General features: G+C 63.0%; 10 protein-coding genes. All 10 read right to left on the bottom strand.

What is annotated here, in order from left to right; all coding sequences use genetic code 11:
- Positions 1-28: 28 nt before the first annotated feature.
- Positions 29-406, bottom strand: coding sequence for an acyl-CoA thioesterase (locus tag DK842_RS20540; protein WP_114063837.1), 378 nt, complete (start codon positions 404-406; stop codon positions 29-31).
- Between the two features lie 123 nt (positions 407-529).
- Positions 530-2983 (bottom strand): acyl-CoA dehydrogenase, encoded by a 2454-nt coding sequence (locus DK842_RS20545; protein ID WP_114063134.1) that lies wholly within the window; start codon positions 2981-2983, stop codon positions 530-532.
- A 74-nt stretch (positions 2984-3057) separates the two neighbouring features.
- Positions 3058-3699 carry a TetR/AcrR family transcriptional regulator gene (locus DK842_RS20550; protein ID WP_114063135.1) on the bottom strand — a complete coding sequence of 214 codons (642 nt, stop codon included), beginning with the start codon at positions 3697-3699 and terminating at the stop codon, positions 3058-3060.
- A gap of 198 nt (positions 3700-3897) precedes the next feature.
- On the bottom strand, positions 3898-5082 hold the full coding sequence (locus DK842_RS20555) for an O-succinylhomoserine sulfhydrylase (protein ID WP_114063136.1): 1185 nt from the start codon (positions 5080-5082) through the stop codon (positions 3898-3900).
- 121 nt (positions 5083-5203) lie between these two features.
- On the bottom strand, positions 5204-5647 hold the full coding sequence (locus DK842_RS20560) for a MarR family transcriptional regulator (RefSeq protein WP_114063137.1): 444 nt from the start codon (positions 5645-5647) through the stop codon (positions 5204-5206).
- A gap of 74 nt (positions 5648-5721) precedes the next feature.
- On the bottom strand, positions 5722-6099 hold the full coding sequence (locus DK842_RS20565; protein ID WP_114063138.1) for a DUF488 domain-containing protein: 378 nt from the start codon (positions 6097-6099) through the stop codon (positions 5722-5724).
- 192 nt (positions 6100-6291) lie between these two features.
- Positions 6292-7425, bottom strand: coding sequence for an L-threonine dehydrogenase (gene yiaY / locus DK842_RS20570; RefSeq protein WP_114063139.1), 1134 nt, complete (start codon positions 7423-7425; stop codon positions 6292-6294).
- Positions 7426-7542: 117 nt separating this feature from the next.
- A complete protein-coding gene (locus DK842_RS20575) occupies positions 7543-8244 on the bottom strand; it encodes a MarC family protein (RefSeq protein WP_114063140.1) in 702 nt (233 codons plus the stop codon).
- 104 nt (positions 8245-8348) lie between these two features.
- Positions 8349-9875: an amino acid permease gene (locus tag DK842_RS20580; RefSeq protein WP_114063141.1), complete on the bottom strand. Its 1527-nt coding sequence runs from the start codon at positions 9873-9875 to the stop codon at positions 8349-8351.
- A gap of 249 nt (positions 9876-10124) precedes the next feature.
- Entirely contained in the window at positions 10125-12020 is a 1896-nt protein-coding gene (locus DK842_RS20585; RefSeq protein ID WP_232538544.1) for a potassium transporter Kup, read from the bottom strand.
- Positions 12021-12443 lie beyond the last annotated feature (423 nt).

A 12443-nucleotide genomic window follows, 5' to 3' on the forward strand; every position in this document is an offset into this window, starting at 1 on the left:
ACAATTTGTTTCCGCCACCGTATTTCGGCTAGGCGTCGCCCAGCAATCTGGACTTGCCCTCGCGGTCCACCGCCACGAAAGTGGCGATCACCTCGGTGATGCGCACATGCGCCCCATCCATGCGCTCCGCCTCCACCGATATTTTCAGCGTGATGGATTTCTGCCCGATTCGCAGCCGCTCCACATACATGTCCACCACGTCGCCCAGCATGATGGGCGCGGCGAACTGGAAAGCGTTGACCGCCACCGTGGTCACCGGCCCCCGCGACAGCCTTTCGGCGTCCAGACTGCCCGCCATGTCGATCTGGCTCATCAGCCAGCCCGCCTGCACCCTGCCGTAAGCGTTGGTGCTGGTGGGCAAGGCCCTCACCCTCAACACCGGGATGCGGCTTTCTTGCTGTTCCATCTCTGCTTCTCCCGCCCTTTCCGGGCTTGTATCGCGCCATTCGAAACGGCCGCCGAGCCGGCAGCCGCTTTGAATGGCGCCGAATGCCAGCGGCATCCGGCGCATGGTACCACGTTGACTGGCTTAGAAAATCAGGCGCTGCAGCAATTCTTCGTCATGCTGCTCCAGCTTCTTGTCGAAGTCGTCCACCATGATCACGTCGCGCTTGAGCTTGCGGGCGCGGGTGACGGCATCGAACTCTTCCTGATTGATCAGGCCGATCTGCAATGCCTCGGCCAGTCGCTCGCGCGCGGTGATGGTCTTGAACTTGCCGTCGCGCGCCAGCTTGCGCAGCTTCTGTTCCACCGGCTCCGTAGCCAGGATGGCGTTCAGCGCGTGGCCCAGCACGCCCACGGCATCGCCCTCTTCCTTCGGCACGTACATGCCGTGGGTCAGGCGGTCGCGGGTCGCGCCCGGCTCCATCATCGCGCGCGCCACCTTGGTGCCCACGCGGTCGGACGCCGGCTTCAGCGTCAGGCCCCACGGGAAGATGACGCGGCGCAGCACCCAGGCCAAGCCGCGATTGGGCAGGTTCGCCAGGAAGCCGTCCATCGCCACTTGCACGTCGTACAGCGCGTTTTCCACAGCCCAGCTCATCACGGCGATGTCTTCCTTCGGCGCACCGTCGCGCTCGAAGCGCTTCAGCGAGGCCGTGGCGATGTACAGGCCGGACAGCATGTCGCCCAAGCGGGCGGACAGCTTCTCGCGGAACTTCAGCGAGCCTCCCAGACTGAACATGGCCATGTCGGACAGCAGCGCGAAGGCGCTGGAGAAGCGGGTGACCCGCTTGTAATATGCCGACGTGGCGCCGCCCTTCGGACTGGATGCGAGGCAAGCCCCGGTCAGGCCCAGCCACAACGAACGCACGAAGTTGCTGATCACGAAATTGATGTGGCCGGTGATCGCCTTGTCGAATTCGACGCCGTCATTAGCCATCGCCGACTTCATTTCGCGCAACACGAACGGGTGGCAACGGATGGCGCCCTGGCCGTAGATGATCATCGAACGGGTCAGGATATTGGCGCCTTCCACCGTGATGCCGATGGGAATGGCCTGGTAGCCGCGCGCCAGATAGTTGCGCGGGCCCAGCACCACGGTCTTGCCGCCGTGCACGTCCATCGCGTCGTTCAGCGTTTTGCGCATGCGCTCGGTGTTGTGGTACTTCAGGATGGCGGACAGCACCGATGGCTTCTCGCCACTGTCGAGCGCGGTCAGCGCCAGATCCTGCGACGCCTCCATCTGGTAAGTGAAGCCGCCGATGCGGGCCATCGCCTCATCCACGCCTTCGAACTTGCCGATGGGCAGCCCGAACTGGTCGCGGATGCGGGCAAAGGCGCCGGTGGTGTAAGTGGTCAACTTGCCGCAGGCGACGGACATCGCCGGCAAGGAGATGCAACGGCCGACGGACAGGCACTCCACCAGCATGCGCCAGCCCTGGCCGGCGTATTCGCGGCCGCCGATGATCCAGTCCAGCGGGATGAACACGTCCTTGCCCCAGGTCGGGCCGTTCATGAAGGCGGAGCCGCCCGGGAAGTGGCGACGGCCGATCTCAACGCCACCGTGCTCAGTCGGAACCAGCGCGCAGGTGATGCCGATTTCCTCCTTGTCGCCCAGCAGATGCTCCGGGTCGTACATCTTGAACGCCAGGCCGAGTATGGTGGCGACAGGCGCCAGCGTGATCCAGCGCTTTTCCCAGCTGACGCGCACGCCCAGCACGTTCTCGAAGTGTTCGCCAGTGCGCGGATGAGTGTAGGAGCCGCGGCAGACCACGCCGTAATCCGGAATGGCGCCGGCATCGGAGCCTGCGTAAGGGCTGGTCAGCGCGAAACACGGCACTTCCACGCCCTTGGCCAGACGCGGCAGATAGTAGTCCTTCTGTTCTTCCGTGCCATAGTGCTGCAGCAACTCTCCCGGGCCGAGCGAGTTCGGCACCATCACCGACACCGCCGCCGTGCCGCCGCGGGTGGCGATCTTGGTCACCACCTTGGCGTGGGCGTAGTTGGAGAACTCCAGGCCGCCGTATTTCTTTTTGACGATCATGCCCAGGAAGCCGTGATCCTTGATGAACTGCCACACTTCGGGCGGCAAGTCTTTCAGCTCATGGGTGATCTTCCAGTCGTCGATCATCGCGCACAGCTGCTCGGTCGGGCCATCCAGGAAGGCCTGTTCTTCCGGCGTCAGCTTCGGATCCGGAAAGGACAGCAGGCGGCTGTAATCCGGCTTGCCGGAAAACAGGTCGCGATCCCACCAGACGGTGCCGGCATTGATCGCCTCCTGCTCGGTCTGCGACATCGCCGGAGTGATTTTCTTGAACACGCCGAACACCGGACCAGTGAATACGGCGCGGCGCAGCGGCGCGATATTGAGCACCGCCGCGACAACGGCGAACACCGTCCACACGGCGACAGGCACCGGACAGTGGAAGACGAATTGAAGCGCGGCCAGCCAGGCGGCGATAGCGACGGTCCAAGCCAGCACCGGCGCGGCGAAGTAAGCCAGCGCGCCTAGCAGCGCGACCAGAAGAATGGCAGCAATCATTGTGTTTACCCTCGTGTTGACCCCTCAGCTCCACACTCGCCGCCTTGATATTGTTATCGGCCGGCGGTGGGGAATCAGCTTTCGATGGGCGAGACCAGACCGGCAATCACGAAAGGCACCAGGTATTTGACGATCATGTCCGGATCCCGCGCGGTAACGATCTGGCTGCGCGTGAAGATTTTCAGCACATCGTTGCCGGCGAAGGCGTTGAACATGACGCTGAAGGCGAGGTGCATGCGCCAGGCGAGCTGTTCGGACTCCAGGTCAGGCAGCGCGCGTTGGAAAGCGCTGGTATAGCGTTGCACGAACACACTGTATTGCTGCGAAATGGTCTCTCGCAACAGGCGGTGGTTTTCCACCAGGGTCCGAGACAGCAGGCGCACGAACATGGCGCCGCCGCGCGACGGGTCCTTGGACAAGGCTAGACAGGGCCGTATGAAGGACAGCACGAGCTGTTCCAACGGCAAGTCGCCTTCCGCCGCCTCCAGCGTATCCAGTTCCGCCAGGCAGTCTTCCAGCAAGGGCGCCAGCCTGCGCAGAAACACGGATTCGAACAACGCATCCTTGGAGCCGAAGTGATAGTTCACCGCGGCCAGATTCACCTCGGCCTGCTGGGTGATCATGCGCAAGGAAGTCGCCTCGAAGCCGTGCTCCACGAACAGACGCTCAGCGACGTCGAGGATGCGGGTTGCGGTATCGGGACGGTTTCCCTCCATGATCTCCAGTGCCTTTGTTGTGTTTTGTGATTTGGTCTTGCTCATCTCTGCTTTCGAACAAGCGTTTCAAACTTACGTTTTAACTTGATCGATGTCAAGGCATGCTCAGCTCGCCTAGCCACCCATCTCCCAGGGCACACGAAAAACGGCAGTCCATATTTTAGACTGCCGTTTGAATGAAACACGCGTTAAAAGCGCTTAGTCAAGGCCTCGCGACAGATCTTGCTCGAGGTCCCGCACATTTTCCAGGCCGACGCTGATGCGCAACAGGCCCTCCACTATGCCCGCCCGCTCTCGCGCCTCCGGGGTCACTCGAGCGTGGGTGGTGCTGGCGGGATGCGTGATGGTGGTTTTCACATCGCCCAGATTGGCGGTGCGGGAAATCACCTGGACAGCGTCCACCACCTTCCAAGCCGCCTCGCGCCCTCCCTTGACCACGAAGGACACCACCGCGCCGCCGCTCTTTTGCTGGCGGAGAGCCAAATCATGCTGCGGATGGCTCTCCAGGCCGGGGTAGTAGACACGCTCGACATGGGGCCGCGCCTCCAGCCAGCGCGCCAGTTCCAGCGCGTTGGCGCTGTGTTTCTCCATGCGCAGATGCAGCGTCTCCATGCCGGACAACAGGGTCCAGGCATTGAACGGCGCCAGCGACGGCCCGGCGGCGCGCACGTGCAGATAGATCTGCTCGATCAGCTTGTCGCTTCCCACCACCGCGCCGCCCATCACCCGGCCATGCCCATCCAGAAACTTGGTGGCGGAATGCATGACCAGATCGGCGCCGAAGCGCAAAGGCTGCTGCAAGGCCGGGGAACAGAAGCTGTTGTCCACCACCAACAGCGCGCCATGGGCATGGGCGATATCGGCGATGGCCTGGATGTCGGCCACCTCGGTCAACGGATTGGACGGCGTCTCCAGGAACAGCAGCTTGGTATTGGGCCGCAAAGCCTCCCGCCAGGCCGACAGATCGCGCGCGTCGACAAAGCTTGTGGTCACGCCGAACTTGGACAGCTGGTTGGCGAACAGATTGGTGGTGGAGCCGAACAGGCTTTGCGAGGACACGATATGGTCGCCTGCCTGCAGCAGGGTCATCATGATGGCCTGGATCGCCGCCATGCCGGTCGCGGTGGCGATGGCGCGCTCGCCGCCTTCCATTTGCGCCAGCCGCTGCTGGAACGCCGCGACCGTGGGGTTGGTGAAGCGCGAATAGGTATAGCCGTCGATCTCGCCCAGGAACATCGCGGCGGCCTGGGCGGCGGATTCATAGGTGAAGCTGGAGGTGAGGAACAGCCCTTGGCTGTGCTCGTTGAACTGGCTGGTTTCCCGGCCGGCGCGGATGGCCAGGGTTTCGGGATGCAGGGTCGGGTGCGGCGCGTCGGATGCCATGATGATTCTCTCTTTGTTTCAGCCCGCTCCATGGCGGGCCGCTTCCCGACATCTTGCCTGAAAACGGCGGGTTCGCTAAATGCCGTCAAGCCATATGCAATTGCCCGGGCCGCTATTTGCCCTAGCCCAGCGCTTCCGGCGGCTGCAGCTGCCGCTTGACCTGCAACAGCAAGTCCAGCGACAAATGGCCGCCGTGATCCTGCAAGGCCAGCAGCTCGTCTCGGTGCGCGCCGGCCAGCCGGGCGACCAGCTGCTCGCCCTTCTCCTGCAAATGCACCTCCACGCAGCGCCTATCTTCCCTGCCCGGCTGCCGCCGCACCAGTTGCTGGCTCTCGCAACGGCTGACCAGTCCCACCACGCTGTGATGATGGGACTGCAGCCGCTCGGCCAACTCCGCCACCGTGGCCCAGTTGCGCCCCGGGTAGCCTTTCAATTGCAACAGCAACTGGTACTGCAGCGGCGTGATGCCGTTATCCTGCGCCAAATCCTCGCTGAAACGCAGAAAACGGCGCAAACGGTAGCGAAAGTCCGCCAGGCGTTCGAAATCTTCCTTGCTAAGTGTCATGCCGTCACTTCAATGCCATGAGGTAAGGCATGGCAGTCTACTCCATTGCAGCCGGGGCACAGAAGCCGCGCCGCTCATGCCGTCTCGGCTTGCCTTTCCCGGTAGCGCTGCGTCAGGAAGGATTCCAGCGCTTTCACCGGGCTATGCTCGTCGGCCTCACCGCTGTGCAGCAGCACCAGTTCGCCCTGCTCCATCGTCCGCAGCAAGGGCAGCCAGCGGCCCGGATTATTGCCCATGTCCGACCAGTAGATGTCGCAGAAAGTGGACCAGCGCAGCGGCTGATACCGCATCCACGCCACCAGTTCGTCGGTCGGCATCACTCGAGGCAACCAATGCCCGGCCGCCAGCGCCGAGCGCGGCAGCCCCCTGGGCCACTTGCCGTCCACCAAGAAAGCGCCTGCCGGAGGCTTGCGGCACCCATCCACCTGCACCAAACGAATTTCGATTCCCATGATTGTCACCCTTTATCCTGTTTCACTCGCGAATTGCGGCTCTCCAATGTTCTTCGCCTGCATAGCTTCTCATAAAAATATCGCAATACGATACATAAAATTAAAAAAAATCCGCGTCGGCGAGGCGACTTACCGCCGCCCCGCCTGCCGGGCCATCGCCCGGCTATTCAGGCATCGCTGCCTCTGGCACTGCTATAACGCCGCGCGGAAGATCGCGCAGACATCCGCATGACTGCCCTTGCGCGGATTGGTCAGGCCGCAGGCATCCTTCAACGCGTTGTCGGCCAAGGTTGGAATATCCTCCTCTTTCACGCCCAGCTCTTTCAGCCCCGTCGGGATTCCCACATCCGCCGACAGACGCTTGATCGCCGCGATGGCCGCCTCGGCCCCGCGGGTTTTCTCGCCCAGCGCCAGCGCCACGTCGGCCAAGCGCTCGCCAGCCACCGCCGCGTTGAAAGCCTGCACGTGCGGCAGCAACACGGCGTTGCACACGCCATGCGGCAGGTCGTAGAAGCCGCCCAGCTGATGCGCCATCGCATGCACATAGCCCAAGGACGCGTTGTTGAAGGCCATGCCGGCCAGGAACTGGGCGTAGGCCATTTGCTCGCGCGCCTCCATGTCTTTGCCATCCGCCACGGCGCGACGCAGAAAGCCGGCGATCAGCTCGACGGCCTTCAGCGCGCAGGCGTCGGTGATGGGCGTGGCGATGGTGGACACGTAAGCCTCCACCGCGTGGGTCAACGCGTCCATGCCGGTGGCTGCGGTCAAGGAGGCCGGCATGCCGGCCATGGTTTCCGGATCGTTGACCGACAGAATGGGCGTGGTGTGCTTGTCGACGATGGCCATTTTGATATGGCGGGATTCGTCGGTGATGATGCAGAAGCGGGTCATCTCGGACGCGGTGCCGGCGGTGGTGTTGATCGCCACCAGCGGCAGCTGGGGCTTGGCGGACTTGTCCACGCCTTCGTAGTCCTGGATCTTGCCGCCGTTCACCGCCACCAGCGCGATGCCCTTGGCGCAATCGTGCGGCGAGCCGCCGCCCAGCGACACCACCACGTCGCACCGCTTTTCCCGCAGCAGCGCGAGGCCGGCGTTGACGTTGGCGCAACTGGGGTTGGGATGGACGCCGTCGAAAACCACCGGCTCGATGTCGGCTTTGCCCAACATGTCGGCCACCTTGCCGGCCAAGCCCGCCTTGACCAGGCCCTGATCAGTGACGATCAGCGCGCGGCGGAAGCCGTGCCCGCGCATGGTATCCACCGCTTGTTGCAGACAGCCCGCGCCCATCAGATTCAGCGAGGGGATGAAGAAAGCGCTCGTGCTCATTGTCCGTCTCCATGAATGGACTTGGTATGAACTCAGTCTGCGCGCATCCCCCGCCGGCCTCTTTGCCTCAAATCAATAAACGCAACGCCATCCTCACCCGAAACGCATTTTGCGGGACTACCCCAGCAATGCGGCGTTGTCGCGCAGCCACTGGCTGGCCAGCTCGCCGAAACCGTCCCACATGATCTGCACGCCCAGACACAGCAGGATGAAGGCGGACAGCCGCAGGAACACCACCGAGCCGGTCTGGCCCAGGTAACGCAGCAGCTTGTCGGCGTTGGCGTAGCACAGATAGACCAGGGTGCTGCATACCAGCACCGCGCACAGCCCCGCGACAGGGCTGATCACAAAGCGCACCAGGCCCTTGCCGCTTCCGGTGAGCGTGGCACCGATGGTGATCGCTACCGATACCGAACCCGGCCCCACCGTCAACGGAAAGGTCAGCGGATAGAAAGCCCGTTGTTTGAGCTCGGCCTGGCTGTCCACCCTGGCCTGTTCGGCAGACGGCTGGCTGGATTCGGCCGGCGTGTCGTTCAGCATCCGCCAGGCGGCGAAGGTGATCAGCAGGCCGCCGGACATCTGCACCACTGGCAGCGACACGCCGAAGAAAGACAGCACATAGCCGCCGACGAACATGCTGCCGATCAACAATAGCGCGCAATAGACGGCGATGCGCCGCGCCAGGTAGCGCCGCTGCTGGGGCGTGTTGCGCGCCGTCATCGAGATGAAGATGGGCACCAGGCCGGGCGGGTTCATGATCGGCAGCAGCGCCGCCATCACGAACAGAAACTTGGTAATGAAGGTGGACAGCAACTGCATACGGCACCCCGCCTGGAAGGTTTAAAATGTTGTCAGGATAGCGGATGAAACCATAAAAAAAGCCCGCTTGCCAGCGGGCTCCGTCAAACGTTTTGCCAGATATGTCACACCTGGGCCGCGGCGGGCTTGCCGCCTCGATTTTCCTCGCGCTGGCGCACGGCGTTGTCGTGCGCTTCGGCCAGGTCCACCTTGTCCAGCGGCACCAGGCTGGTCTTGTGCTTGACGCGGTATCCCCACCACAGCGCCACAAACAGCGGAATGCCCAGATAGGTGGCGATGACGCCGTTCCAGTCCACCTTGGCCGCGGTGAAGGCGGTATAGTTCTGGCCCAGCATGATCAGCAGGCACAAGATGAAGGCGAACACCGGGCCCAGCGGGAACCACTTGGCTTTGTACGGCAGATCATCCAGGCTGTAGCCCTGCTTCACATAGGCGCGGCGGAAGCGGTAGTGGCTGATGGCCACGCCCAGCCAGGCGATGAAGCCGGTCATGCCGGACGAGTTCAGCAGCCACATGTAGACCGCGTTGCTCTGGAACAGCGAGGTCAGGAAGCACAGGCAGGCCACCAGCGTGGTGGCGTACAGCGCGTTGCGCGGCACGCCGTTGTCGGTCAGCTTGCCGAAGACCTTGGGCGCCATGCCGTTCTTGGCCATCGCGTACAGCATGCGGGTGGACGCGTACATGCCGGAGTTGCCGGCCGACAAGATGGCGGACAGGATCACCGCGTTCATCAGGCTGGCGGCGAAAGCCAGGCCTGCCCGGTTGAACACCAGCGTGAACGGACTGGCGCCCACGTCCTTCATGTCGTTCTTCAGCAGCGACGGATCGTTGTGCGGCAGGATCAGGCCGATGATCAGGATGGACAGCATGTAGAACATCAGGATGCGCCAGAATATCTGGCGCACGGCGCGCGGGATGGTGCGGCCCGGATTGGCGGATTCGCCGGCGGCGACGCCGATCAGCTCGGTGCCCTGAAACGAGAATCCCACCACCATGGCGACCCCGACGAAGGCCGCCAGGCCGCCGACGAAAGCGCCCTCGCCCTGCATCATCACATTGAGACCCGGCGCGATGCGCTCCGGATTGGGGCCGGTCATGATGCCCAGAATCATCAGGAAACCGATGACGATGAAGGCGATGATGGTGGCCACTTTCAACATGGAGCACCAGAACTCGGCCTCGCCGAAGCCCTTCACCGAGAAGTAGTTGAGCGCGAAGATGATGGCCAGGAAGCCGCCGCTCCACACCACGCCCGGTATGCCGGGATACCAGTAGTTCATGATGATGGCGGCCGCGGCCAGCTCCACCGCCACGGTGATGGCCCAGTTGTACCAATAGTTCCAACCCTGGGCGAAACCGAAGGCCGGATCGACGAAGCGGGAACCATAAGCCTGGAAGGAGCCGGACACCGGCATGAAGGCGGCCATCTCGCCCAGGCTGGTCATCAGGAAGTACACCATCAGGCCCACCAGCGCGTAAGCCAGCAGCGCGCCGCCGGCGCCGGCGCCGGAAATGGTGGCGCCGGACGCCAGGAACAGGCCGGTGCCGATCGAACCGCCGATGGCGATCATCGACAGGTGTCGAGCCTGCAGCGAGCGCCGCAGTTCGGGCGCTTCTTGTTTCTTGCTCATATCCAACTCACTCTATTGTTCTGCCGCGAGGGCCGAAACCCGCGCGCCCCAGGCTCTGCGCCGGGTTCGGGACAATCCAAAGCGGCAAAGAATGACATCGATCGCCGGCATTGCCTAGCCCGGATTAGGCGAATTACGCAAAAAACGAAGATGTCATGTTCAGAAGAGAAAGGAAAAGCCAACACCGGCAAGGCGCGGCCGCCTGCCAGCTCACAATACGGGCACGCAAAACTGGCTGAGGACAACACGCTACAGTTCGATGCGCGCCCCCAACTCCACCACCCGGTTGGGCGGCAAGCCGAAATACAGCGTGGCGCTGCGCTCGTTCTGCCGCAAAAAGAAAAACACCGCCAACATGGCGCGCCGCAAGCGGCCGCCGCGCGGCAACGCCACCAGCGTCTGCCGGCCCAGGTAATAAGATGTCGCCAAAGGCTCGAACACCGGAACGCCTAGCAGGCGGGCGGCGTCCGCCATCGCGGCCGGGACGTCCGGCTGCTCCATATAGCCGTAGCGCGCCGTCACCCGCGCCATCCCCTCGCCCAGCCAGCGCGCGCTCGTCCTCTCCCCTTCCGCCCGCGGCGCGTCCAGCATCTGCAGCGTCAACAGCAGAGCGGTTTCATGCAGCGCTTGGTTGTGCTTCAAATGGTGCAGCAATACCAGCGGCACGCCGTCCGGGCTCTCCGACAAAAACACCCCGACTCCCGGAATCCGCGCCACCGGATTGAGCCGCAGGCTGGACAACAGCGCATCGACGGGCAACAGGCCATCCCGCCCCTGCCGCGCCAGCATGCGCCGCCCGCCGAACCAGCACCCCATCGCGGCGAAAATCGCCGCGCCCAGCAACAGCGGCAGCCAGCCGCCATCCATGAACTTGAGCGCGTTGGCCAGCCAGAAGGCGAGATCGATGACGAGCAGCCCGCCTGCCGCCAGCGCCACCGCCCACCAAGGCCAACGCCAGCGCCGCCGCGCCAAGACTGCGAACAACACGGTGGTGATCGCCATGGTGGTGGACACCGCCAGTCCGAAAGCGGCGGCCAACTTGCCCGATTCGCGAAAGCCCAGCACCACCGCGATCGTAGCCAACATCAGCGACCAATTGAGCAAGGGCAGGTAGATTTGCCCCTTGTGGCTGCCAGAGGTATGCAAAGCCTTGACGCGCGGAAAAAAGCCCAGCTGCACAGACTGGTGCGTCAACGAAAACACCGCCGTGATCAGCGCCTGCGAAGCGACGATGGTGGCCAACGTGGCCAAGGCCACCATGGGATACAGCGTCCACTCGGGCGCCATCGAATAAAACGGCCGGCTCGAGAGCTCTGGATGCGACAGCAGCAAAGCGCCCTGGCCTAGGTAGTTCAGGATCAGCGACGGCAGCGCCAGCCCATACCAAGCCAACCGTATCGGCCGCGCGCCGAAATGCCCCATGTCCGCGTACAACGCCTCCGCGCCGGTCAGGCACAACACGACGGCGCCGAGGGAAACGAAGCCGGCGAAACCATTGCGCTGGAAATAGGCGATGCCCTGCGCCGGGTTGATCGCCTGCAGAATGGCCGGATTCTGCCACAGCTGGGCCAGTCCCAAGGCGGCGATGGCGGCGAACCAAGCCGCCAGGATCGGTCCAAACGCCGCCCCCACCCTGCCGGAGCCGAACGGCTGCACCATGAACAACAGCACGAGGATGAGCACCGTGCCGGGCACAACATAGGCGGACAAGACCGGCGCCGCCACCTGCAAACCCTCCATCGCGCTCAATACCGACACCGCGGGCGTGATCACGCCGTCCCCGTAAAGCATGGCCGCGCCGGCCAGTCCCAGCAACGTCCAGCGCACCGCGCCGCCGCCCTCGCCGCGGCCGCCGACGATCTGGGCCAACAAAGCCAGAATCCCCCCCTCCCCCTTATTGTCCGCCCGCATCAATAACAGTACGTACTTGACGCTGACCATCAGGATCAGCGACCACAGAAACAGCGACAGCACGCCCACCACATTGCCTGGCGTGGGCCGCACGCCATGGCCGCCATGAAATGCCTCCTGCAGCGCGTACAAAGGGCTGGTGCCCAAGTCGCCGAACACCACGCCCAACGCCGCCAAGGCCAGCCACGCCATCCCCTGGCCGGAACGCTGTCGGTCCAATGCCGAAATCGCCATGCTTCCGCTTCCCGCCGACATATCCATCCTCCCGCGATTCATAATCCAAGCGCTTGACGCTTCGACACGCATGCTAGGCCGCCGAAAATAAATTGCGGATATAGATCCGACCCATCCCATGTAAATAAATGGTAAAAACACCAAGAGCCGCCATCTTATCCACCGCTATCCGCAAACCCATGCGCGACAATGCCTTGCCGATGCCCCGCTGCTGTCGTTCAAACATAAAAATTAAACACTCTTTTTTCATTAACAATTCAAAACACAAAGTCGGGGCCGGCTCAAACCAGGCTCATACAATGCATTCACTCTTAAGCATGCGTATACGGCACTAAATCGCTGTTTTCACGCATTGCCGCAGCACAAAGCATGTAAAAATGACATGCTTTGCCATACAACAACATTCTGCCCGCCCGGAGCTCC

Source organism: Chromobacterium phragmitis (assembly GCF_003325475.1).
Taxonomy (GTDB): domain Bacteria; phylum Pseudomonadota; class Gammaproteobacteria; order Burkholderiales; family Chromobacteriaceae; genus Chromobacterium; species Chromobacterium phragmitis.

Coding starts and splice junctions, on each gene's coding strand:
- DK842_RS20545 (WP_114063134.1), bottom strand. CDS start 2,983: ATGATTGCTGCCATTCTTCTGGTCGCGCTGCTAGGCGCGCTGGCTTAC.
- DK842_RS20575 (WP_114063140.1), bottom strand. CDS start 8,244: ATGCAGTTGCTGTCCACCTTCATTACCAAGTTTCTGTTCGTGATGGCG.
- DK842_RS20560 (WP_114063137.1), bottom strand. CDS start 5,647: ATGACACTTAGCAAGGAAGATTTCGAACGCCTGGCGGACTTTCGCTAC.
- DK842_RS20580 (WP_114063141.1), bottom strand. CDS start 9,875: ATGAGCAAGAAACAAGAAGCGCCCGAACTGCGGCGCTCGCTGCAGGCT.
- DK842_RS20565 (WP_114063138.1), bottom strand. CDS start 6,099: ATGGGAATCGAAATTCGTTTGGTGCAGGTGGATGGGTGCCGCAAGCCT.
- DK842_RS20540 (WP_114063837.1), bottom strand. CDS start 406: ATGGAACAGCAAGAAAGCCGCATCCCGGTGTTGAGGGTGAGGGCCTTG.
- DK842_RS20555 (WP_114063136.1), bottom strand. CDS start 5,082: ATGGCATCCGACGCGCCGCACCCGACCCTGCATCCCGAAACCCTGGCC.
- DK842_RS20585 (WP_232538544.1), bottom strand. CDS start 12,020: ATGGCGATTTCGGCATTGGACCGACAGCGTTCCGGCCAGGGGATGGCG.
- DK842_RS20550 (WP_114063135.1), bottom strand. CDS start 3,699: ATGGAGGGAAACCGTCCCGATACCGCAACCCGCATCCTCGACGTCGCT.
- yiaY (WP_114063139.1), bottom strand. CDS start 7,425: ATGAGCACGAGCGCTTTCTTCATCCCCTCGCTGAATCTGATGGGCGCG.